Origin of the sequence: Pseudoalteromonas sp. BSi20311, assembly GCF_000239875.1 — a bacterium.
Taxonomy (GTDB): Bacteria; Pseudomonadota; Gammaproteobacteria; order Enterobacterales; family Alteromonadaceae; genus Pseudoalteromonas.
In genome coordinates this window covers 49451-73414 of the sequence record NZ_BADU01000014.1, presented here as the reverse complement: position 1 = coordinate 73414, position 23964 = coordinate 49451, and the positions used below count along the sequence as shown (strand labels likewise).

The following is a 23964-nucleotide window of genomic DNA, read 5'->3' as shown; positions in this document are numbered from 1 at the left end:
CATTTATAAAATCAGCACTGTGTTTATCTGTTTTATCTGCAATAGGTAGCGCGTATGCGGCGCAACCAGCCATACCTGTTAAAAATAATGCCGATATAGAAGTCATTGAGGTACGCGGTATCCGTTCCAGTATGGCGGCTAATTTAGATATAAAGCGTTTATCGAGCTCTGTGGTTGATGCCATAACAGCAGAAGATATTGGTAAGTTTCCTGATAAAAATGTCGCTGATTCATTACAACGCGTACCTGGCGTGGTGATTGACCGTGACGGAGGCGAGGGCTCATCGGTTAGTATTAGGGGACTATCATCTGAACTCACCTTTTCTCAGCTAAATGGTAATTTTATTGCGTCATCACCTGGCGAGCCATCTCGTTCGTTTGATTATGCATTACTGCCCTCAGCCATGATTGAAAGCGTGGAAGTGTATAAATCGCCAGAAGCACGTTTAGATGAAGGTGGTGTGGGCGGCACGGTATTAATGCATAGTCGTAAACCGCTAAGTATGGATGCAAACTCAGGGGTGATTAATATTGAAAGCACTTATGCCGATGTGACTGAAGAATCAGAGCCGCAAGTAACGGCACTTTACTCTTGGAAGAACGAGGCTGATACCTTTGGCATGTTGTTTGGTTATACCTCACAAAAACGTACTAACCGCACTCTTTCAGGTGGCACCGATGCAAATGTGTGGCGCTTTATTGGTGAAAAACCGGTCGATATAAATGGCGAGCTGGTTGAAAACAATAATCAGTGGGACTCAATAAGTGATGCTCAGGGTAATAATTATAACGATGTTTGGTTTCCTCAAGTGGTTCGTGGCTCAATTGTAAACGAATTACGTGAGCGAGAAGGGGTGCAATTTAGCACGCAGTGGCGCCCAACCAGCCGCGTTGAAATTGGCTTTAACTATTTTGGATTTTCACTTGATAAAAATAGAACTGAGTCGGTGATTGATATACCTGAATGGTCTTTAAATCCTGATTTTTTAACCGATGTAAGCTTAGATGAATCGGGTACTATTGTTAATGGGATGCAATTTGATGCAGCTGCAAGTGGTATAGAAAATGATATGCAATTGCCGTGGATGCGAGGCAGTTATGTACGTGAAGAGTCAACCTCTGATACTTTTGATCTCAACCTAACCTACGAAGGCGATTATTTTAAAGCCCGTTTTGTGGCAGGCAATACACGCTCTGAAGGTGGGCCGAAAGAGAGTTGGGAGGCAGCCTATAAAAGCTCAAACGCCGGTGAAAATGAAAGCCGTATAGAAAATGCTGCGCAAACAGCGGGTTGGCAAATTAATGAAAACGACATTAGTTTAAATATAGACCCAAATACGCTAGCAAACCTACTTAATGGCGTGGGAGGCGGTCGCGATCCGGGCTCGTCAAATTCAAGTTTTGTACGCAGTGAACTCGAAGAAGATTACTACCAAGCTGACTTTGATATTTATACCGACTGGGGCATCTTAAGAACAATTAAAACTGGAGTAAAGTACCGAGAAGCCACACTGCATCGTGAAACCGGTAATACCTTCTTTTTAGATCCTAATTTTGATATTGCCGCAGCAGAAGCCAGTGAGGGGGGGATCACTCGTTTTGACAGTTATCAGTGGAACAACGGCATGCCACTAGCACAAGATGTGTTTATCAACGAAGCTAACATTGCTGGTGGTTTTAATATACACCAAATGCCAGGCATTGATTGGGATAAATACCGTGATATTGTGACCAGTAATTATGTGCCGTATACACGCAAAGAAGATAACTTCATTTATGATATAGAAGAACAAATAGCGGCGTTTTATCTGCAAGGTGATTTTGAATTTGAGAGCGTGCGCGGTAATTTAGGGGTACGGGTTGTGCGCACGAAAACCATGACATCATCAACCGACCTATATACTTATTTATTGGATCATACCAATGATGACACCGGTGAGCCGGTAACGGGAGATGATAGATTTGTTGAAGACTATCAACTTATTACTCAAGAGAATACCGATACCCAAATTTTACCTAGCTTTAATATTGCATGGGATGCTAGCGACGATATTGTTGTGCGCGGCGCGGTTGCTAAAGTGATGTCACGACCTGATTATGCCGATTTAGGCGCACAACAACGCATTACGTTTGTCTCAGATGAGTGGGCAGACGATAGAGCTGACTTTAATGAAATTCCGGGTTTTAGTGGTAGCGGCGGTAATAAAAACTTAAAGCCATTTGAGTCGGTGCAAGCTGATTTATCTATTGAATATTATTACAGCGAAGGCTCTGCCATTGGTTTAGCACTATTTCATAAAACTGTTGATAATTTTGTTGTACCCTTAGTCATTAACGTACAACAAGATTTTGCTGGTAAAGAGGGCATAGTTGATGCGGGAAATATTACAGTATCGCCATATAGCACCGTAGGCAATGGCACCGATGCTGTATCTAAAGGGGCGGAAGTATTTATACAGCATGCCTTTGATAGTGGCTTTGGCTTTTATGCAAATTACACCTATAACAAAACCAATAAGGCCGATGTAGAAGTAGATGGTAAAGAGTTTGGTAAATCGCCTTTAATTGGCAGTGCTAAATATCAATACAACACTTCGATATATTATGAAGGCGACGCCTTTAATGTGCGGGCTTCTTATAATAAACGTGGTGAAACTGTGTTGGGTTTAAATAGTGGTTTAAACGTTTACCAAGACCCATATGAGCAAGTTGATGTAAATGCATCAATTACTTTATTAGAGGACTTGAGCCTGACAGCCGCGGTGATTAATTTAACTAAATCTGAGTCGGTAAAGCGCCTAGGTAATGACACAGAGTCTCGGCTATTAAACTCAAGCTATTCAGGCAGACGTTATTATGCGGGGATAAACTATCGTTTTTAAGCTGAGTTTGTTGAGTTTGGGTAAACAAGTTGTTTTGTTGCTGTTTTAGCTTTTTCTTATAAGTTATTGCTTTATAATGAAGGTTATAAAAAATTATATAAAGACTAATAACAGGATTGAAATGAGTGATTTAACGGCAATAGCTAACTTATCTATTTTATTAGTTGAGCCTTCTGAAGTGCAACAAAAGCTAATAAAAAAATCACTGGCTCAGTGTGGGGTTACACAAATTGAAACGGCCAGTACTCAAGAAAGCGCGCTGGCTGCTTTATCAAATTTTCACCCAGATTTAGTGATCAGTAGTATGTATTTTAGTGACGGTACTGCAGATTCTTTATTGCAGGCAATACGCAGTAACAGCAACACTGAGCAGCAGGCGTTTATGCTGGTGTCGAGCGAGCGTAATAAGCGCCATTTAGAGCAACTTAGGCAGTCGGGTGTATTAGCTATTTTACCAAAACCGTTTAGTGCCGACGAGATCACCCGTGCGCTAAAAGCGACTTTGGATATTATTAGCGAGCAAGAAGTGGAGCTAGAGCACTTTGATGTCACTTTACTTCGTGTGTTAGTGGTTGATGACAGTCGCTTTGCGCGAAAACATATAATACGAGTGCTAGCGGGGATGGGTATTCCTGAACCTGTAGAGGCAGAAGACGGTAAACAAGCGATTGAAATACTTAATAATCAATCATTTGATTTAATTGTTACAGATTACAATATGCCAGAAATGGATGGTAAAGAACTAACCGAAACGGTAAGGCAGTCGAATGCTTACTCACATATTCCAATACTTATGGTGAGCTCAGAGGCCAACGATACCCATTTAGCAAACATTGCTCAAGCGGGTGTGGATGCTATTTGTGATAAACCATTTGAGCCTGCAACGGTGCGCGATTTGCTCTTTAAAATCATGAGTTAAGTTGTAACTGTAAAAGCATTTTTTAACTAAAGTGCTTTTAAGTCGCTTTTGAGCAACGCAATAAAAAAGTAAGTAACTTGGCGCCAGGTAAAGGCTTACTTAAATAAAATCCCTGAGCAATATCGCAGTTTAGTTCGTTAAGTAAATCTAGCTGCTCTTTGGTTTCTACCCCCTCTGCAACTACTTTTATTTCTAGGCTGTGTGACATAGCTATGGCCGCTTTTACTAAATTACAGTCGGCCTTGTTATCTGTTATCCCTGCAATAAAGCTACGGTCAATTTTTAGCACATCAAAGGGGTATTCTCGTAAGTAACTTAATGATGAATAGCCGGTGCCAAAGTCGTCCATTGACAGTTTTATGCCCAGTTCATCAATTTGCAATAAGGCCTCACGAATTGAAGTTTGTCCATCCATTAATACCCCTTCGGTGATTTCTAATTCTAAACATTCGTTACTAATGGTGTTTTCATTAAGAGCATGAATAATTATATTCACCAGCTCTGGATCTCTAAACTGACGCGGCGATAAGTTAACAGCCATGGTGTATTGCTGGTTGTTGACAGTTTGCCATTCATTTAAGAAACGTAAAGCTTGATTAATAACAAACACACCAATAGGTGCAATTAAGCCAGTTTGTTCAGCAATAGGAATAAATTCATCAGGGGTAATTTCCCCTAACACAATATTATGCCAACGTAGCAAAGCTTCAGCGCCAATGATAGTGTTTGTTTTTACATCTATTTGCGGTTGGTAATAAAGCTCAAATTCGTTTCGCTCCAGTGCACCATGCATTTGCTCTTCTATTTCAAAACGGCGGCGCATTGCAACGTTCATTTGCGGGGTGAAAAAAGAAGAGGTATTGCGACCCAAAGCTTTAGCTTGATACATAGCCGTATCCGCATTTCGTAATAATACCGACGCAGAGGTGCCATCTTTAGGGGAAATTGCAATACCAATACTTAATGTCAGTATTAAGTCTCTGCCTTCGAGTTTAAAGGGCTTTCTAAATGCTTTAAGTAACCGATCAGCAATTACTAAGGCATCACTTTCATCATCTAAACTGGATATTAAAACAATAAATTCATCACCACCCAAACGCCCAACCGTGTCATTTTTTTTCAGTGCTTGTTGTAATCTATGTGCCGCTTCAATTAACAATTTGTCGCCGACTTCGTGGCCTAAAGAGTCATTTACCTTTTTAAAATCATCAAGGTCTAAAAAGAATACAGCGGCTTTTACATGATTTTTTTGTACTTCCATTAATATCTGCGATAATCGATCAAGCGATAAAAAGCGATTAGGTAGAGCCGTTAAGCTATCAAAATGTGCCTGACGGCGAATTAGTTCAGCGGAGCGGTGTGGCTCACTAATATCACGAATTATCACCATCATTTGGCTTTTCTTAGCTAATAAACGTACCCTCGCCTCATAATAATTTATGCCCTCAGGCATGTTTAATTCGTATTCAAAGCTGACCATCTTTCCTTGCGTTGTTGCTTTTTCAATATGAAGTTGAAACTTATGAGCTACTTTTTCAGGTAGTACATCAATCATTTTTTTACCAATGAACTGCTTAGGTGAGACATACAGATCGTTGTTATTGTTTGCGTGATAGTCAGCAATAGTGCCATCTTGCTCTAGTACAAAAAATAAGTCAGGAATGGCTTCAAAGATAGTCTTCAACATATTGGCATTAAATGTGGCTTCAGCTTGCGCTTTATGCACCTCAGACAGGTCAACATCAATACAATACATTTGTTTTGTTTCGTATTGATTGGTAAACATAACATGGCTTGAAAATACAGCTACATCATTACCCGCTTTATGTTTAAGAGTGAGTTCTGAGGCGGGAATTTCAATATCATGCTTAATCCAATTACTATGCGCCTCAACAACGGGCTCTCGCATTGGTGCGGGTATAATTAAATCTTCGAGTTTTTTACCAATGGCTTCTTGCTGTGAATACCCATAAAGTAATTCACTGCCTTTGTTCCAATAAATAACACGTCGTTGCTCATCGTAACCTTGTACTGAAATAGAATCGACAGCATCAAAAAGCTGGTGCAACGGGTCATTAGTAACATATTGATGAGTCGGCATATTATTAGTTTTATTGGGAGCCATTAAATGGGTTCCAGTTATTGAATTACTTTATTTATATAGTAGACATAAAGTTGTGATTTAGCATGGTAAGTGGCGATTTAATAAGTGATTTTTTATTGATTGAATAGATAGTGATTTGAATAAAGCACAGGTAAGCACTTTTAAAGCAAAGGCCAATAAATATTGGCCTGTATATTTTATTATTAGTTGGTGGGCATTAAATAGATTTCGCGCACGCTATTACGCTGATTAGCTTCAATGGCAAATAATACCGCATCGGCCACGTCTTGAGGGTCGAGCTTATCTGGTTTTGCTTCATCAAAAAATGGTGTATTCACCATGCCTGGGGCTATGGTTGTACAACGGCCATGCCAAGGTTTCATTTCCTCTGCAAGGTTTTGACCAAAGCCATGGGCAAACCATTTAGTAGCACCATAAATAGAGCCATCAATGGGTCTTCGCCCTGCTGCTGAGCTGGTTAAAATAAAATGCCCTTGGTTTTCACGTAAGTGAGGCAAAGTGAGTTTTGCGGTCCACAACAATGCTTTGATGTTAAGGTCAACCATGGCTGACCACTCATCGGGGTCGCCATTTTCGGTGCCAGGTGATGATACGCCCATGCCCGCGTTAGCGAATGCAACGTCTAATCGGCCAAATTTTTCAATGCCTTTACTTACTACACTCTCAAGCTCGCTAAACTGAGTGGCATCGGCTGAAACGCTAAATGCATTTTCATGGCCTAATTCGTCAACTAGTTTATTGAGTTTATCTTCACTGCGCGCAGTTAATATTACTTTGTGACCATTTTTAACTAATGTTTTAGCGGTCGCCTCGCCAATACCACTAGAGGCACCGGTAATTAAAATTACTTTATGTGTCATAGTTCCTCCAAACAAAAAGCCCGCAAGTGCGGGCTAAAATTTATAATAGTTGATTGCTTATTGGGCAATGTCAAATGTCACTTCAGTATCTTCACCGGTTACAACCGTTACTGGCTGAACCTGATAAAGAGTAAATGCTTCATCCTGAAGTTCAGCATCATCAATATGTGCGTTACAGGTATAACCTAGCTGGTAATCGCCAGGCGTAATAAATGCTAATTCAAATTCATATTGGCTAGTTTCATTGTTTAGTACAACATTTGCAGTAGCCAATGGTGCGTCTACAGGGGTTTCACCCTCAGTGACTTCGTAATTATCAAGTGGTTGCTCTACATCACTGTTATACAAGTAAACAGCATGGCCAAATGAACCATCTTCAGCAGCAACCTCAATGTTATCGGTTTCACAATTTGCATAAAGTGATTCGCTTACTGTACCTTCAATATCTTGTGACTCAGCAAGGTTTTCAAGACGAACTCCACGTGGTTTTAATACTATTTCGTTATCGCTTTGTGGCGCAACTAACGATTTTTTAAGATCAAACTCAAGTACAAAAGTGTTGTCTGTTTGATTCAGAGTAAAACCATCAAGTTGAATTTCACCGATCCCGTCATTGCCTTTTCGTTTTACGATTAACGGTGCAGTGCTGTCATCTTCATAAACAACATGCGAGGTTTCGGTTAGGTTGTTTATATCACCATTGATTACATCAGCACGTATCCACGAGTATTCACCTGCAGGTACGTCTTCGCCTTCTAGTAAGGAAAAAATATCATCGCCAGTGTAATCCAATAAGTTAACCATTTCAGCTTTGGTTGAATCGCTGGCTTCACGGGTTTCGAAGCTAAAATCTTCGCCACCTTGTGAACGCAAGGTAATAGAGTCAAAAACCACATTAACCGCTTTTAGACCAGTGACTGGTGCATCTGAAACCCCTAAACTAAACGTTGATTTTTGCGGTTCGGTAGGAGTAATAGGGGAGTCATCATTTGATGAACCACAACCCGTTAATGCTAATAAGACGGCGCTACTAAGTAATGTTGATTTTAAGTTCATGTTAGGTTTCCAAATTCTTTAAAGTATCACTCAGTATAGATACAAAAACTTAACCTAAATTGAATTAAAATTATTAATTACAGGAAGAAGATTTAAATACTGTGTATCTTCCCCCTATAAAAAAAAAGCCTAGGCTTCTAATTGGAAGGGATAAACTGATCCCAAGCTCAGTAATTGTGTTAACTCATCAAGGGCTTGGTAGCTTTCGGTAAGTAAAGCAGGGTCTGCAAAGTCGTTGGCACCAAGTTTATCTCGGTAATGGCGAGTAGCCCAATCACATAATTGAGTATACTTTTGCTCATTTAAGATCACATCAGGATTTACCGCTGCTAATTCGTGGCTGTTTAATGCAACTCGTAATCGCAAACAAGCAGGCCCACCACCATTTTGCATACTTTGGCGCAAATCAAAAAACTGCACTTGATTTATGGGGTTATCGGCAACAATTAGCTCTTCAATATACGCTTTTACAGCAGGGTTGCGCTGGCATTCTTGTGGGGCAACGAGCAACATTGCATCGTCACTAAGGCTAACCAGTTGGCTATTAAATAAATAGCTACTGACAGCATCTTGAATACTCACTTTGCTGGTTGGCACTTCAATAATATAAAGCTGTTTGTTACCTACATAGGCTTCGCGGATATCGTCTAATGCTTGCGTTTGATTTAAAAACGCCTGCTGATGGCATAATAAAACATTGGCGTTACCCACCGCGATTACATCATTATGGAATACCCCTTGGTCAATCACATCAGGGTTTTGTTGTAATAGTATTTGGCTGGTATCTTTTATATTGTGCAATCGACAAATGGCTTCAGACGCTTCCAAAGTTTGCCTTGCAGGGAACTTAATGGGTTTAACAAGCTGACTGTTAAAAGCACTTGCACCAAATACAAATAATTCTAAGCCGGTTTCACCATGGCTGTCGCACAGGCGAGTATGGTTTGCTGCGCCTTCATCACCAAAAAAACCTTGCTCAGGCAAATGTGAATGGTGTGCAAAATATTGTTCGTTATTAAACATCGCTTTGAGCAAACGTGTAGTGGTGTTTGGCTCTAAAGAGCGATGAAATTTATTGTTTAGATTAGCCGCAGTGAAGTGTACCTTGCCGTCGTTAGTATCAGGTGAAGGCGATACGGTGGCTGCATTAGCGGTCCACATGGCAGAGGCAGAGTAACAGGCGCGCAATAAAATAGGATCGGCTTTAAAGGCTTTATTAATGACTTGTGCATCGTTGCCAGTAAACCCTAAACGCCGCAATACATTTATATCTGGACGAGCATGAGGCGCAAATACCCCTTGGGTTAAGCCTTTATCGTGCATGGCTTTCATTTTAGCCAAGCCCTGCAACACAGCTTCTTGCGGATTTGAAAAGCTCGCCGCGTTATTTAACGAGGCAACATTGCCATACGACAAACCTGCGTAGTTGTGAGTAGGGCCGACTAAGCCGTCAAAATTAACTTCTAAAGCATGCATACACGTTCCACTATCCGGTTAAATAGTCTTTTACAATACAACGCTATGACTCAGCTTGCAAAGTCTGTTCAAAAATAGTTCAACGAGAGTACATTCGCTCTTTTTCGCTGGTGGTATGCGTATTTGTTGGTTCGTTTACTTGCCAAACGCTAATATCCAAACGCCACAAAAAATACAAAGTATTATAAAAATTAAACATAGCTTGTTCCTTGGTGTTGCTAACGTCAATAAGGGAGTAGGAAGAAGTATGCCAATTGTTATTTGAATATTTTATGAATATAAATCAGTTGTTTAGTATTATTCGATTAATTGCTAGTTTGGCTGAAGCACCAAATTGGGTGAGAAATTAGAAAATATGCACTTTTATGGTGTAACTTTTTAAAGCCCAGCATTACATGCCTGAGCTTTATAATTATACGATTATAAGGTTAATTAACGACCTACTTTACCTTTTACAAGGGGCGTAAACGACATCACTTTAAACTTATTAGGGTTTTGAGTTTTATCATTGCTTAACACCGGCGAGTTGTGCAAATCGTTAACTGTAAAATATATTTTATGATCTGCACCATAACTAAAGCCATCTGGCCAACTTAGGCGCTCATCTTTAAATAACACTTTATAGTCGCCACTTGGTTTTACGACGCCAATAGCATTATTGGTTATATCGGTCACATAGACGTTACCGCCACCATCCACCGTAATGCCGTCGGAAATCGGTTTAGTACCATAGCGGATTACTTTAGCTTCTAGCGCTTTTGTCGAAAGACTTTTATTGTTAATAGCGCTGGTGGCAATTCGATAAACTGAGGTCCCCGACATCGACCCAAAGTAAAGCCAGTCTTCGTTAGGATCAAGTGTAATTGGGTTAACACCTAACCGCGCAGGTTGTCCGCCAAGGTTCATTGTTCGGCCATTAATAACTATATCAATATCTTCGGCGGTGGTGTATTGGCTATCTTGTAATACTCTTCGCGCTTCACCGGTTTTTAGGTTTACTATAATAATCGCAGCTTGGCTGCCTTGTGCTGTGTCGGCAATGTAAATAACGCCATGTTTATTATCTATGACTAAATCGTTTAAAAACGAGGTATCGGTAATTGTTGGCTTGGCTAGGTAAATAATTTTATGCAGTTGCTCTTGGTTGGTATCCCAACCAACTAATCGCCCCGCATGATCGGGCCCTGAGGTATCAAGCATCCATAGTATGCCATCGCTTGATACATTAATACCTAGTACCCCGTAAAAGCCCTTACCTTTGTTGTATGCGTAAGCCCATTGCTCATTAGGGTAGGGTTTAGTGGTGCCATCACTTAATAGCTCCATGATTTTTTGATTTTGCCCATAAAAACCATGTATGGATAAGAACTTACGGCCAGATGGGGTAATGGCTATGTTGCCAGGTGGGTGTTGTGCGTCAAATGTCGCAACAGTGGTTAATTCACTATTATTGGCAAGTGCTCCATTACTGAACAGTAATGTAATACTGTAAGTAATAGCAATAAGTCGTTTTATTGAATGAGTCATTAATTAACGCCTTGTTAGTTAAGTTATAGATGGGTAAAACTGGGTTTTTAGTCGGTCAGATCATTGACCACTAAGTCGAGTAACTGCATTAATTGCTGTGCTTGGTTAGTGTCGATACTGTCAAATTTACAGAAAATTGTTTTTGGAATATCAGCAGCTTTAAGTTTTAAAGATTGACCCGTGTGAGTCAATTGCACCAAACGCTTACGCTTATCGTGTTCGTCCTTTATAACGTTAAGTAGTGACTTGCTGGTCATCTTTTTTAATATTTGAGTAAGCGCGCCACCATCAATTGCGGTTTTATCTATTAGCTCAGCGATGGTTACTTCATCTTGTTCCCACAGCGCCATCATAACAACATACTGAGGATAGGTAAGGTTAAGCTCAGCTAGAGGTTCTCGATAGGCACGGGCTATGCTGTTGGACGCCATGTATAAACGATGGCATAGCTGATTTTTTAATTTTAACTGTTCAAACGACATCGTTTTATCCTTCATTTCAATACAGAGCATTTTAGTTTGCATGCAAAGTATTTGCAATCAGAATTTAGTTGTTCTATTATTTTGCACACAAAGTAAGTAATGTGAAAATTTTAAATCTTAGGAGTTCACTATGAATGTATTACAAAATGTAGCTTATACAGCAAAAGCAACGGCAACAGGCGGACGTGAAGGGGTAGCTAAATCGGATGATGGTCGTTTAGATGTTAACTTATCAACGCCTAAAGGGTTAGGTGGTGATGATGGGCAAGGCACTAATCCAGAGCAATTATTTGCAGCAGGTTATGCAGCCTGTTTTATTGGTGCGCTTAAATTTGTAGCCGGTAGCGAAAAAGTTGCTTTACCAAGCGATACTTACATTAACTCTGAAGTGTCTATTGGTGCTATTGAAGGCGGTTTTGGTATTGCTGTAAAGCTTGCTGTATCACTAGGTGATATGGATAAAGCAGCGGCGCAAGAGCTTGTAAATAAAGCACATCAAGTATGCCCATACTCAAACGCAACACGCGGTAATATTGAGGTAGAACTTTCAGTTATTTAATTTACCTCTTTTTTTTGTTTATAAAAACACGCCATGAGTGATCATCGCGTGTTTTTTATTCGCTACTATATTTATAAATGAATTGAAAATAGATAAATCTAGTTACATTCGAAATTTCATATATTCACTATTCCATATGTTTGTTTTTTGTTTTATTGTATGTGCATAAACCAAACGAGGACGCTATGGAACAACTCAACCCACTACAGTTTTATAAATGCTTAGCTGACGATACGCGCTTAAAAGCCATGCTGCTAATTAGCCATGAGCAAGAATTATGTGTATGCGAGCTTGTGGCAGCCCTTGAGCTTAGCCAGCCTAAAGTATCTCGTCACTTAGCCCAGCTTAGGCAATGTGGCTTATTGAGCGATCGTAAGCAAAATCAATGGGTGTATTACAGTATTAATAAAGCCCTACCAGAGTGGGCTGAAAATGTACTAGCACAAACCCGTAGCGCTAATATTGAATTTTATAACGATGATTTAAATCGACTCAATGCAATGGGTAACCGCCCTGAGCGTGCAGCAAACTGCTGTTAATTAACTTTTAAAGGTATTTATTATGACAATTAAAGTAGGGATTAATGGTTTTGGCCGTATGGGGCGCTTAACATTGCGTGCAGCACTTGATTGGCCAGAAATTGAATTTATTAAAATTAATGATGTTGCTGGCGATGCTAAAACGCATGCACATTTACTCGAATTTGATTCAGTACATGGGCGTTTGGCACACAATGTAATAGCATCAGCGCACAGCTTTAGTGTAGGAAAACACACTATTGCTGTAACTAATAATAAAAACATTGATGATACTGATTGGTCTGATTGCGATGTAGTCATTGAAGCCAGCGGTGTGATGAAAACCACCGAATTATTAAATCACTACCTAGCTCAAGGTGTAAAACGTGTGGTAGTGACTGCACCGGTGAAAGAAGACGGTATTTTAAATGTAGTGATGGGCGTAAATGATGATTTATATAATCCTGATGAGCATAAAATTGTTACAGCGGCATCATGTACAACAAACTGTATAGCGCCAATTGTTAAAGTACTACAAGAAAAAGTGGGTATTAAACACGGCTCTATGACTACTATTCACGATATAACTAACACCCAAACTATTATTGATGCCCCACATAAAGACTTACGTCGAGCTCGCTCATGTGGTACCAGTTTAATTCCCACCACAACAGGCAGTGCTACGGCTATTACGCATATTTTCCCTGAGCTTAAAGGAAAACTTAATGGCCATGCTGTTCGTGTACCACTTACTAATGCATCAATTACCGACTGTGTATTTGAGCTTGAGCACGGTGTTACGCAAGATGAAGTAAATGAGTGGTTTTATCAGGCTGCAGAGGGCACATTAAAAGGGATTTTAGGTTATGAAGAGAAGCCACTTGTGTCTATTGATTATAAAACCGATCCGCGTAGTTGTACTATCGACGCGCTTTCTACCATGGTGATTAATAATACCCAGCTTAAATTATATGCTTGGTACGATAATGAGTGGGGATATGCAAACCGTACCGCCGAACTTATGCTAAAAGTAGCAAAAAGTGATGTAGTTAATTAGCCCAAGGTATTAACCATGTTTGCTCAACTTAGTGATTTACCTCAAGCGATAAAACAATATTTAATTATTACCGGTAATTATTGGGCGTTTACTTTAACCGATGGGGCGCTGCGAATGCTGGTGGTGCTGTATTTCCATCAGCTAGGATATGATGCACTTGCCATCGCTATGCTGTTTTTGTTTTATGAAGTGTTTGGGGTGATCACTAACTTAGTAGGGGGGTGGCTTGGCGCGCATTTAGGCCTAAATAAAACCATGAATATTGGCTTAGGCATACAGCTTGTTGCTTTAGCTATGTTATGTGTACCTAGTGATTGGCTGGGCGTTTTTTACGTTATGGCTGCACAAGCACTCAGTGGTATTGCCAAAGATTTGAATAAAATGAGTGCTAAAAGCGCAATTAAGTATTTAGTGTCTGATGACGAAACAGGGCAAAGTAAATTATATAAATGGATTGCGCTACTAACTGGTTCAAAGAATGCACTCAAAGGCATAGGCTTTTTTTTAGGAGGGTTACTATTAACTTTAGTGGGTTTTAAAGGCGCATTACTTGCACTGATTGCTCTGTTAGGTATTGCTTGGCTGGTTAGCCTAATTTACTTAAAAGGTGATATGGGTAAAGCCAAAAATAAGCCTAAATTTAAGGAGCTATTTTCAAAATCCAGAGCAATTAATTTACTCAGTGCTGCGCGATTATGTTTATTTGCGGCACGTGATGTATGGTTTGTAGTTGCGCTGCCTGTTTATTTGGCCGCCCAGTTTAACTGGGATCATTGGTGGGTAAGTGGTTTTATGGCACTGTGGGTTATTGCCTATGGAGCTGTGCAGTCACAAGCCCCTAAAATAACCGGTAATTCGGCTAATAAAATCGATGTGCTTAATAAGGCATACTACTGGGCCATTGCTTTAACGGGGGTTACTTTTATATTAGCAGTGCTCATGCAGTTTAATATTGCTATTCATATCAGTTTGATCACCGGTTTGTTAATTTTTGGTGCTGCTTTTGCGGTTAACTCCTCTTTGCATAGTTACCTGATAGTCAGCCTTGCTAAAAGCGATGCAGTATCATTAGATGTGGGTTTTTATTATATGGCTAATGCAACCGGTCGACTGGTTGGGACAGTATTCTCGGGATTAATGTATAAACTATATGGGCTACAGGCTTGCTTGTGGGTAAGTGTTAGCTTGCTTCTGATTGTTGTGCTAGTGACCAAGCGACTAAATAAGCAAAGTTAAACGATGGTTAGTTGTGAAATTTAAGTTAATTAGATTATTTCAAAATAATTAATAATATGTTGTTTAATTTGGTCTAAACTAAAAAATAAATAAGTAAAGCAAGGTAGTTATAAATGCGGGAAATAGCGTTAGCAAAAAAGTTATTGTGGATAAGCGTCGGAAGTATACTTTTAACGGTAATACTATTTTCAGGCATACTTTGGTCTAAACTATCGTCGAGTAATGCCAACACCTCTGCTGAGGCTGAAACCTTAATTGTAAATGAGGTCGATGGGCGGCTAACAGCAAACGCAGCAGCTTATGGTGAAAAAATTGCTGCCTTTATTAACGAAGCCTACCGAGTGCCTTTCTCTTTGGGTAGTATTTTAGAGGATGCTGAGAAAACATCACTAGACCGAGAGTCGGTTGTTTTACTAAATCGTTCAATATTAGAAAGTAATGACGTTATTTCTTCTATATATTCGCAGTTTGAAAAAAATGGCTTTGACGGTAAAGATAGCGAATTTACCCAAGGTTATGACCACTCTGTTGCCGGTGCCGGTTCATTAGAAATATATTTTACCAAAAACAGCAACGGTATGGTTGAACAACAGGTTGTGGAAGACGCAGCAGAAAAATACGCTGATACAGTAAATGAATTTGGTTTACGTGAAGCCGAATGGTATTTGTGTGCGAAAGATAAATTAAAACCGTGCATTATGGAACCCTACCTTTATGAGATAACACCGGGTTATTCAGAAATGATGACTTCACTCGTTGTACCCATTGTTAAGTCGGGAAAGTTTGTTGGCGTAACAGGGGCCGATATTACCTTACCTGTATTTCAAAAATTAACAGAAGAGCTTTCAAAAGCGCTTTATGATGGCAAAGCAAAGGTAACGTTACTCAGCCATTTGGGCTTAATTGTTGGCACGAGCCATTATAAAGAAAAATTAGGCCGCCCGCTAAAAGAAGCTGTTAGTGATAAAAGTTATGAGAGTTACAAAGCACTAAAAGGCACTCAGGGAATAGACAAGCAAGGCGCAGAGATAATGGTGTCTTACCCGATTGAAATTAAGCTTGCTGATGTGAAATGGATGTTGCTAATTGAAGTACCCGCTGAACTTGCTTTTGAGGGGCCTATTCAATTAACTGCGGGCATGTCTGAGGCAGCAAAAGAACTCGGCGTGATTATTTTGATCACGGGTGCAGTGATTGCTGTATTAGCATTTGTAGTAATGAAGCTTGTTGTAGGCAGTGTTGTTGCGCCGCTTAAACAAATTCAGGAGCGGGTTGACAATTTAGCAAGCTCGGAAGGTGATTTAACTCAAACTCTGCATGTTGATACTCACGCTGAGCTTATAGCACTGGCTGGAGGATTTAATAAGTTTTTATCAAAACTTCGTGAATTGATCAGTGAGCTGAAAGCGGTCTCAGATCAAACTAAGCACCAAGGTGAAGTTACCTCTAATATTGCGGTAGAAACCAAGCATAATGTGCAAGCACAGTTTAAAGAAATTGAAAGTGTGGTTACTGCAATGAATGAAATGAGCGCGACAGCACTTGAAGTGGCAAAAGCTTCAGAGCAGTCAGCGCAACAAGCAGATGAAATTAACACCTTAGTGGTTAGTAGCGAATCGAGCTTATCATCGGCTATGACGCAAGTTAAAACCATGTCTGAAGAAATTAAAGAAGCTAATCAGGCGGTTGAAAAAGTAGCATCGCGTAGTAATGATATTACCCAAATACTTGATGTGATCCGAACAATCTCTGAACAAACTAACTTGCTGGCTTTAAATGCAGCTATTGAGGCTGCACGAGCAGGAGATCACGGACGTGGTTTTGCCGTTGTTGCTGATGAGGTTAGAGCTTTAGCATCTAAAACGCGCTCATCTACCGATGACATTAGTAGTTTAATCGATAGCTTACTTTCAGAAGTGGGTAATGCATCAACTGTTATTGAAAAAGGCGTAGTACGCGCCGAAACTGCAGTAGATGAAACCTCAACAGCGTTTGATGCACTGCACAGTGTGGTTGTGAAAGTAGATGAAATAACCAATCAAATTACCCATATTGCAACGGCTGCTGAAGAGCAAAGCTTAGTCACCGAAGAAATAAATCGCAACTTGACGATAATTTCTGATGCTGCTTCACAGCTTTCTGATTTATCAGCGCAAGCAGGTGATAGCAGCGAAGAGTTGAACAAACTGGTTGCACAGCAAGATTCTGAGCTTAATAAATTAAAAACTTAGACGTTGAACTTTGGTTTTAGATAAAAAAGGCAGCTAACTTCGATTAGCTGCCTTTTTATTTGTCATTAGTTTTCAGCTAAAGACTTTTCATCAGTGAAAACATATTTTCGATCATTGGTTTGGCTAATTTATCTACATTTGGTCGATTAAAATAGCTACGTAATCCAGTAAATTGTACTTGGAAAAAGCGAGCATACTCTACGGGTGAAATATTTCCACTTAACTCTTTATCAGCTACAGCGAGTGTAAATAGTTCAGTAAGGTAATGTTCAAAGTTTATCATCAGCTCTGCACTGATTTGGTAAAGGTAACTGTCTTTCTCAATAAATTCATTATTGGCCTTTACTAACATGCAGATAGCACTTGGAGTATGGCCTTTTGAGGAAATAACAACATATTCTACAAAGTCTTGAAGTGCCCCAAGAATACTGGTGCACGATGCTAAACGTTCCTCTATTAGGCTTTGCATCTGCTTGGCATAATTTTTTATCGCTTCACAATATAAACCTTCCTTTGAGCCAAATGCCGCATAAATGCTGCCTGGGCGCATATTAATAGCATCTTGCAAATCGCGAGTGGATGTAGCATGAAAGCCCTTCTCCCAGAATAATTGACTAGCGGCATAAACAACTTGCTCGCGTTCAAATTTTACTTTATTGGCCATAATCGTTTCTATTAAATTGAGCGACTGTTCAATTTTATCTTGAGCAGTCGCTCAAAATCAAATAGTATGTGTTTCGAAGTTAGTTAACTACATTAATTTATTGGAGCAGAACATGGCAGAATTTACGTTATACACTCAAGACAACGCACCTGAAGAATCAAAATCGCTTATGGCTGATTCAGTAGCGGCATTTGGTATGGTGCCAAACCTTCATGCAGTAATGGCAGAAGCACCTACGCTACTTAAAGGCTACCAAGTACTGCATGACTTATTCCAAAAAACATCGTTTAACGCAGAAGAGCTAACAGTGGTATGGCAGTCAATTAATGTTGAGCACGAATGCCATTACTGTGTACCAGCACACAGCGCAATTGCTGCTTCAATGAAAGTTGATCAAGGTATTGTTGATGCACTTGTTAATGAAACACCACTTGCAGATGCAAAACTTGAAACGCTGCGTGAAACTACGCTTGCAATGACACGCAATCGCGGCGTAATTAGCAATGAGCAAATTGAGAAATTTTTTGCAGTAGGTTACGGTAAACAGCAACTGCTAGAAATAATTGTTGGTTTATCGCAAAAAGTAATGAGCAATTACACCAATCACCTAGCTGATACACCAGTTGACGAACCATTTAAAAAATTCGCAAAATAATAGCGGTTTATAAATAACAAAGGCAGCCTAGGCTGCCTTTTGAGTTTTAAGTCCAAAGTTATTTAAATTTAACGGTTTTTGTACTGCGAGTGTAAATACGCTGTTCCGGTTTAGTCCATTCCCCTTTTTTTAAATAAGAGGTAGAAACAACAAACTGTTGATCTTTAAATTCACTGGTTGATTTAACTTTAGTGATCCCTTCTTTGCTACCAGTAACATCTTCATAGGCAACAAACTGAGTCGGGCTGAGTACCTTTATTGTTCCTTTGGTGTAAAAGCCTGCGGTAGTAAAGTAATAAAACACCAAAGACTGCTTTTTAATATCGTAAAAAATCATTGATTCCCCTCCATACTCACCCTCATTGATAGAGTGTGTAGTACGAATGGCTTTACCATTGAGTACGCGCTGCCATTTACTCACATCTTGAATGCTTGGCTTACCTTTTTCGGTATTAAAATCAGCTTGCCACGTACCTAAGTAAGGCGCGAATATCTCAAGTTCTGGCGCTAGTGAGTCTGTTTTGTTGTTTGCTTGAATACTAAATATAGATAGTGATAACAGCAGCATCACAGCCTTTAAATATGTCATAATTTAACCCGAGTGTTTATTTTTATTATTCTTATTATAGGCGATTATTTTTTGATAAAAAGTACCTTAATTATATTTTCGAGCGTGTTTATAGTCGCATTATGGCTTGCTTACTTAAATCATAAAATTGAGATGTTTATACCAATATATATTTCATTTCTCAGTGGTATCACATTTTTATACTACGCGTGGGATAAACGAAAAGCAGTGCAGTCAAACCGTAAACAAGTACATCGTATACCCGAACGGCATTTACATCTATTGGCTCTATTTGGAGGATGGCCTGGAGCACTTATCGCTCAGCAAACCTTACGACATAAGTCACAAAAACGTGTATTTATATTGGTATTGTGGCTGTGTATTGCTATTAATGTATCTGTATTAGGCAGCATTAATAGGCTATAGGAGAACTACTATGAAAAGACATAGCCATTAACTGAGGTCTCTTTCAAAGCTCTCTTGATATTTTTTGCTAATGTATTTAAATTTTTGCTACACAGCTTCGAATATCTTATGAATAATAACTGTATTTTAGGGCTTAAACCAAGGAGGGACCTTGATGTCAGTAGTCAAAGCTATTTTATTAGTAATTTTATTTATTATTACTACAACACAGGCTTATGCGATTATGTTTGGTTTTTTAAATAAACAGAATTTTGTTTTATCGCCTCAGGTAAAGGGACAATTACTAGATAAAGGGCAGCCGGTTGCAAATACTAAGGTTATACGTGCACTTACTTATGATGATGAATATAAAGATGAAACAATAACTGATGGCAATGGCTTTTTTAATTTCAAAGCAAAAACCATTAGAACAAGTAAACCGTCTAACATGTTTGATAACGAATCATTGCATCAGCATATCTATTTAGAAAATGGCACGCCTGAGGGGGTCGTTTTATGGTATTTAATTGTGTCGATTCATGGCGATAGTGAAACGCTAAAAAGGCTACTTTCAGATCTACAATGTGATATTGGCAAAGAGCTAAAAACATATGACATACCTATACAAGAAGCGCCAGAGCATTTTTTTACGATATATGGTGCATGTGAAATTTAACTAATCTCGCTCTAACAAAATGGCACCACTTTGGGTTTCACCTAAGTGGTCGTCTTTGTTACAGGTAGGACACTTGTTCATTGATAAACACCCACAGCTAATACACCCATCAATCCGTTCACGCAAATGTTGCATATAAGCAATGTGCTCATCAAGCTGTGCTTGCCATTGCTTGCCATTGCTTGAAAGTGCAGACCGGTCTTTTTGGGTAGGCGTGCGCTGCTCTGGTAAAGTTGCCAGAGTTTGTTTAATTTTTTCCAGCGTGCTCCCCCATCGCTTGTGCTGCTTTTATAACCGCGACTCGCCTTAGTACTGGTATAACACCACGCCACGAATGAAAGCATTTATGGATAGGATTACAGATTATATGGACGATGAGGCGTTAAAACCGAAGCTTAGAACTTTACGTCAAAAACAGTTTTCACTGTTGTCTAATGCCCCATCTCCCTCTGCGCCAGACGCATTTATCGATATGTTTAAACATACCTTTAATTATTTAGGAATGACTTTTAAAGCACATTCACATGTTCAGGCTAGTTAATAACGTTAAATAGCGTTAGGCTAAACAAAAAGTAAAAAGGAGGATGTATGAAAACGTTACTTATCGGCTCAAGCTTACTTTTAGCTAGCTTTAGCACTCTTGCTGCAGATCCTGCGCCTGTTATTAAAGACTATGGTTATTTTTATAATGTGCCTGAGCATGTGTCTGATTTAAGCCAAGCGCAATTTAAAATTGCCTTTGATGTAGGTGAAGGCGCTGAAAAAGGCGCGCAAAATAATCATATTAATTCGTTAGCGCGCTTTATCAATATGCATGTGGCTCACGGCGTAAAACCAGAAAACATTCAGCTTGCGCTAGTGGTACACGGTGGAGCCAGTGTTGATGTACTGCAAAACAGCGCTTATAAAGCTCGGTTTGAAAAAGATAACAAAACTGAATCTTTAATTAAACAGTTGCTTGCTAATCGCACACAGGTATATGTATGTGGCCAGTCAGCAATGCATATGAAGGTAGCAGCTGATCAGCTTATTCCTGGAGTGAAAATGGCGCTTTCAGCGATGACCGCTCACGCCCAGTTACAGCAACAAGGCTATACATTGAATCCGTTTTAATGAATATTCTGTGTTTTGGTGATTCTAATACCTTTGGGATTTCTCCTGTTGATGGGAAAAGGCTTGCTGAGTGTGAGCGATGGCCAGGTATGCTGGCAGAGCTATTGGGTTCAGATCAACTTGTGATTGAAGCGGGGCAACCGAATAGAACACTAGTCAACGATCCGCCTTTTGATGGTGATAAGTCAGGGATTAAATATTTAAAACCTTATCTTGAAGTGCACACCGTTGACGTTGTTATTATTCAGCTTGGCACCAATGATTTAAAAGCGCGCTTTGATTTAACACCAGAGCAAATTTCGCAGGGCTTAACTCAGTTACTAATTGATATTAAGGATTTTTATCAATCAGTGAATCCTGCTCCCAAAATTATTATTTTAAGTCCCGCTAGAGTCTATGAAGTTGGTAATTACAAAAACATATATTCAGGTGCCGCTAAAAAGTTAAAATACTTAGGCGCACTATTTTCTGACGTTGTAAGCAAATTTGATTGCAAACTAGTCGATTGCTACCCAAGAATAAGTCCGTGTGTTAAGGAAGGAATTCACTTTGATGCAATTGCCCATAAACGGCTCACAAATCAGATCTTCAATATAATAAAACAGCTAAAATAAATATTGTTTTCAGAAATTACAGCAGCTTGTTAGCGCTAATTATTAAGCCGTTTACATCAGCATATACCCAATCACCGGTATTAATTGTGGTGTTTAACATATTAACCGGGTGATCTTTAGCACCTAAACCGCGCTTAGTGGTGCAGCGTGGTGTTGCGCCTAGCGCCATTACAGGTAAATCAAGTGTGGCAAGAATTTCAATATCGCGACAGCAACCATTAATAACTATGCCGTGCCAGCCATTTTTTAGTGCGCGCTCTGCAATCATATCGCCAATAAAGGCAAAACGTTTACTGGCAAAACCATCAACAATCAATACTTTTCCCTCACCGTTTTCATGCAGTATGTTACCAGCAAACGAGTTATCGTCAGGGCAGGTGACGGTCACTACTTGACCATAAAAGTGAGTTTTATTACCAAAGTGTTGCAAGCCACTATCAGCAACTTGCACATTATCGCGATGTTCATCGTATAAATCGGGCGTAGTAAACGGTGTCATTGAGGGCATCCTTGTTTTTTGGCAAAGCCATGTACGGCAAAAGCTGTAAATTTAAAGTAGTAATAATGTTTATCGTAGGCTAATTAACAACTCAGGTGTAGCTAATGTTGTAGATTAGCGTATAGATTTTAGTCGCAATATAAGCATTTTTAGTGTTTTTTAATCCTGTTTTTATGAGTAACGAATGCTGTTACCTAGTTTTACCTTTTCGAATGAATTTGATTTGGCGAGCGCATTAGCCAAACGTCTCATTGTTGGCTACTTTTTCATATGCTACGTTCAATTGTTATTTTAAAAAGTGGGGCGGCAAAATAGCGCTCTATAAACACATACAAAAAGAGAAGCGTGCTTTATGATCATCTTTTTTATCTGCCTGACTATTTTAATATTAGGCTATAAGTTTTATAGCCCGTTTGTTGCAAAACAAGCGGGTTTAGATTCAACCGTAGACACACCGCAAAAGCGCTTTAGCGAAGGTGTTGACTACGTTGCTATTCACCCTGTTCGTGCATTTTTAATTCAGTTTTTGAATATTGCAGGAGTAGGCCCCATATTTGGCCCTATTTTGGGCGCATTGTATGGCCCCGTAGCATTAGTGTGGATTGTACTGGGTAACGTTTTAGGCGGTGCAGTACATGACTTCTTTTCTGGCGTTATGAGCATTAAAGAAGATGGTAAAAGTTTACCTGAAATTGCAGGCCATTATTACAACGTTGTATTTAAAGGCTTTATGCTTATATTTACCGCTATGTTGTTATTTTTTGTTGGCGTCGTATTTATTATGAGCCCTGCGGGCTTATTGAGTAACTTAGATGCATTTGAAGGCACCATTTTTGCTAGCAATACATTTTGGGTTCTGGCTATTTTAGCGTATTACTTTTTAGCCACGTTATTACCAATCGATAAAATCATCACTAAGTTTTACCCTATTTTTGGCTTGTTAATGATTGTAATGACAGTAGCTATTGCGATATCACTGTTAATTAATGCACCCCATTTACCTGTGGCTGGCGACTTTTTAGCATACTTTGAGGCCGATCATGCTCACGACTTTTTAGCACCAAATCCTGATGGACTGCCCACTTGGCCGTTGCTATTTATAACCATTACCTGTGGTGCTATTAGTGGTTTTCACTCTACGCAGGCACCTATTATTGCCCGTTGTTTAACTAATGAAAAATATGTACGCCCAGTTTATTACGGCGCGATGATGTGTGAAGGTATTGTAGGTTGTGTTTGGGCACTTGCTGGTATTGCAGCCTTCCCAGAAGGGTACGCGGGTTTAAAATCGATGCTTGATTTAGGCGGTCCTGGCTTAGTGGTTAACCATATCGCAAATAGCTACTTGGGTGTATTTGGCGGTATCATGGCTATTATTGCTGTTGCTGTTTTCCCTATCACGTCAGGTGATACGGCGTTCCGCTCTCTGCGCTTAACGGTGGTTGATGCGTTTAGTATTCCGCAAAGTTTACGCAATCGTTTGTTGTTAGCACTGCCAATTTTAACCATTGCTTACTTTATGACTAAGCTCGACTTCTCTGTTATTTGGCGTTATTTTGCGTTTTCAAATATGTTGCTTTCTACCAGTGTGTTGTGGCTTGCAACCAAGTACCTATTTGACCGTGGTACATTCCACTGGATCACGAGTATACCCGCCGTGATCGCAACCGCAGTGACCTTATCTTACATTATGACTGCGGCAATTGGGTTAAACTTATCAAGTGATTTAGGTAAGCCAATTGGAGTAGTAGTGGCGGTTATAGGCTTTATTGTATTAGCCTTTGTGCATTCAAAACATAAAGTGCGTCCAGCTTAAAACCACATAGCTACTAATGTAAAAAG

General features: G+C 39.6%; 22 protein-coding genes and 2 pseudogenes. 14 read left to right on the top strand and 10 right to left on the bottom strand.

Going from position 1 to position 23964, the window contains the following annotated elements; translation table 11 throughout:
- Together P20311_RS01695 and P20311_RS01690 are read left to right on the top strand one after the other, a co-directional pair.
- The coding region (locus P20311_RS01695) for a TonB-dependent receptor (RefSeq protein ID WP_036984646.1) at positions 1–2882 on the top strand (2882 nt) is incomplete at its 5' end.
- Between the two features lie 121 nt (positions 2883–3003).
- Positions 3004–3801, top strand: a complete 798-nt coding sequence (locus P20311_RS01690; protein ID WP_008108963.1) for a response regulator — start codon at positions 3004–3006, stop codon at positions 3799–3801.
- Between the two features lie 37 nt (positions 3802–3838).
- Here the strand turns inward: P20311_RS01690 and P20311_RS01685 are convergent, their stop codons facing one another.
- The 6 genes from P20311_RS01685 to P20311_RS01660 form a co-directional block, all read right to left on the bottom strand.
- Positions 3839–5926 carry an EAL domain-containing protein gene (locus tag P20311_RS01685; RefSeq protein ID WP_008108961.1) on the bottom strand — a complete coding sequence of 696 codons (2088 nt, stop codon included), beginning with the start codon at positions 5924–5926 and terminating at the stop codon, positions 3839–3841.
- A gap of 182 nt (positions 5927–6108) precedes the next feature.
- On the bottom strand, positions 6109–6786 hold the full coding sequence (locus P20311_RS01680) for an SDR family oxidoreductase (protein ID WP_008108957.1): 678 nt from the start codon (positions 6784–6786) through the stop codon (positions 6109–6111).
- Positions 6787–6843: 57 nt separating this feature from the next.
- Positions 6844–7842 (bottom strand): DUF4382 domain-containing protein, encoded by a 999-nt coding sequence (locus P20311_RS01675; RefSeq protein WP_008108955.1) that lies wholly within the window; start codon positions 7840–7842, stop codon positions 6844–6846.
- 129 nt (positions 7843–7971) lie between these two features.
- Entirely contained in the window at positions 7972–9318 is a 1347-nt protein-coding gene (gene astB / locus P20311_RS01670) for an N-succinylarginine dihydrolase (RefSeq protein WP_008108953.1), read from the bottom strand.
- A gap of 432 nt (positions 9319–9750) precedes the next feature.
- Positions 9751–10845, bottom strand: a complete 1095-nt coding sequence (locus tag P20311_RS01665; RefSeq protein ID WP_008108949.1) for an L-dopachrome tautomerase-related protein — start codon at positions 10843–10845, stop codon at positions 9751–9753.
- A 47-nt stretch (positions 10846–10892) separates the two neighbouring features.
- Complete coding sequence (locus P20311_RS01660; protein ID WP_008108947.1) at positions 10893–11327, bottom strand: MarR family winged helix-turn-helix transcriptional regulator; 435 nt, start codon at positions 11325–11327, stop codon at positions 10893–10895.
- Positions 11328–11457: 130 nt separating this feature from the next.
- Here P20311_RS01660 and P20311_RS01655 point away from each other — a divergent pair, with 130 nt between their 5' ends.
- The 5 genes from P20311_RS01655 to P20311_RS01635 all read left to right on the top strand — a co-directional run bounded on the left by P20311_RS01655 (position 11458) and on the right by P20311_RS01635 (position 16928).
- Entirely contained in the window at positions 11458–11886 is a 429-nt protein-coding gene (locus tag P20311_RS01655) for an organic hydroperoxide resistance protein (protein WP_008108945.1), read from the top strand.
- Between the two features lie 185 nt (positions 11887–12071).
- A complete protein-coding gene (locus P20311_RS01650; RefSeq protein WP_008108943.1) occupies positions 12072–12425 on the top strand; it encodes a metalloregulator ArsR/SmtB family transcription factor in 354 nt (117 codons plus the stop codon).
- Between the two features lie 22 nt (positions 12426–12447).
- The gene (locus tag P20311_RS01645) at positions 12448–13461 is read left to right on the top strand and encodes an ArsJ-associated glyceraldehyde-3-phosphate dehydrogenase (RefSeq protein WP_008108940.1); all 1014 of its coding nucleotides are present in this window, start codon (positions 12448–12450) and stop codon (positions 13459–13461) included.
- A gap of 15 nt (positions 13462–13476) precedes the next feature.
- Positions 13477–14697 carry an organoarsenical effux MFS transporter ArsJ gene (gene arsJ / locus P20311_RS01640; protein WP_008108938.1) on the top strand — a complete coding sequence of 407 codons (1221 nt, stop codon included), beginning with the start codon at positions 13477–13479 and terminating at the stop codon, positions 14695–14697.
- A gap of 113 nt (positions 14698–14810) precedes the next feature.
- Positions 14811–16928, top strand: a complete 2118-nt coding sequence (locus P20311_RS01635) for a methyl-accepting chemotaxis protein (RefSeq protein WP_008108936.1) — start codon at positions 14811–14813, stop codon at positions 16926–16928.
- Between the two features lie 76 nt (positions 16929–17004).
- Here P20311_RS01635 and P20311_RS01630 read toward each other — a convergent pair whose 3' ends face one another.
- On the bottom strand, positions 17005–17592 hold the full coding sequence (locus P20311_RS01630; protein ID WP_008108934.1) for a TetR/AcrR family transcriptional regulator: 588 nt from the start codon (positions 17590–17592) through the stop codon (positions 17005–17007).
- 112 nt (positions 17593–17704) lie between these two features.
- Here P20311_RS01630 and P20311_RS01625 point away from each other — a divergent pair, with 112 nt between their 5' ends.
- The gene (locus P20311_RS01625) at positions 17705–18247 is read left to right on the top strand and encodes a carboxymuconolactone decarboxylase family protein (protein WP_008108932.1); all 543 of its coding nucleotides are present in this window, start codon (positions 17705–17707) and stop codon (positions 18245–18247) included.
- Between the two features lie 58 nt (positions 18248–18305).
- Here P20311_RS01625 and P20311_RS01620 read toward each other — a convergent pair whose 3' ends face one another.
- Positions 18306–18836, bottom strand: a complete 531-nt coding sequence (locus tag P20311_RS01620; RefSeq protein WP_036934595.1) for a hypothetical protein — start codon at positions 18834–18836, stop codon at positions 18306–18308.
- 51 nt (positions 18837–18887) lie between these two features.
- On the opposite strand from P20311_RS01620, the gene P20311_RS01615 reads away from it, so the two are divergent.
- Together P20311_RS01615 and P20311_RS01610 are read left to right on the top strand one after the other, a co-directional pair.
- On the top strand, positions 18888–19241 hold the full coding sequence (locus P20311_RS01615) for a DUF1294 domain-containing protein (RefSeq protein ID WP_008108927.1): 354 nt from the start codon (positions 18888–18890) through the stop codon (positions 19239–19241).
- Positions 19242–19395: 154 nt separating this feature from the next.
- Complete coding sequence (locus tag P20311_RS01610) at positions 19396–19896, top strand: DUF6795 domain-containing protein (RefSeq protein WP_008108925.1); 501 nt, start codon at positions 19396–19398, stop codon at positions 19894–19896.
- Here the strand turns inward: P20311_RS01610 and P20311_RS19510 are convergent.
- Positions 19897–20209, bottom strand: a pseudogene (locus P20311_RS19510) (MerR family DNA-binding protein); the annotation flags it as partial.
- Here P20311_RS19510 and P20311_RS18580 point away from each other — a divergent pair.
- From P20311_RS18580 to P20311_RS01595, 3 genes and pseudogenes are all read left to right on the top strand, one after another.
- Positions 20207–20437 (top strand): annotated as a pseudogene (locus P20311_RS18580) (FMN reductase); the annotation flags it as partial. The pseudogenes P20311_RS19510 and P20311_RS18580 overlap by 3 nt on opposite strands.
- Before the next feature lie 47 nt (positions 20438–20484).
- A complete protein-coding gene (locus tag P20311_RS01600; protein WP_008108922.1) occupies positions 20485–21009 on the top strand; it encodes a DsrE family protein in 525 nt (174 codons plus the stop codon).
- Positions 21009–21623 (top strand): SGNH/GDSL hydrolase family protein, encoded by a 615-nt coding sequence (locus P20311_RS01595; RefSeq protein WP_008108921.1) that lies wholly within the window; start codon positions 21009–21011, stop codon positions 21621–21623. Before P20311_RS01600 ends, P20311_RS01595 begins: the two co-directional genes overlap by 1 nt.
- Before the next feature lie 16 nt (positions 21624–21639).
- Here the strand turns inward: P20311_RS01595 and P20311_RS01590 are convergent, their stop codons facing one another.
- Positions 21640–22122 (bottom strand): putative 4-hydroxy-4-methyl-2-oxoglutarate aldolase, encoded by a 483-nt coding sequence (locus tag P20311_RS01590; protein ID WP_008108920.1) that lies wholly within the window; start codon positions 22120–22122, stop codon positions 21640–21642.
- A gap of 352 nt (positions 22123–22474) precedes the next feature.
- Between P20311_RS01590 and P20311_RS01585 the strand changes: the two genes are divergently transcribed.
- Positions 22475–23938 (top strand): carbon starvation protein A, encoded by a 1464-nt coding sequence (locus P20311_RS01585; RefSeq protein WP_008108919.1) that lies wholly within the window; start codon positions 22475–22477, stop codon positions 23936–23938.
- Positions 23939–23964: the final 26 nt, after the last annotated feature.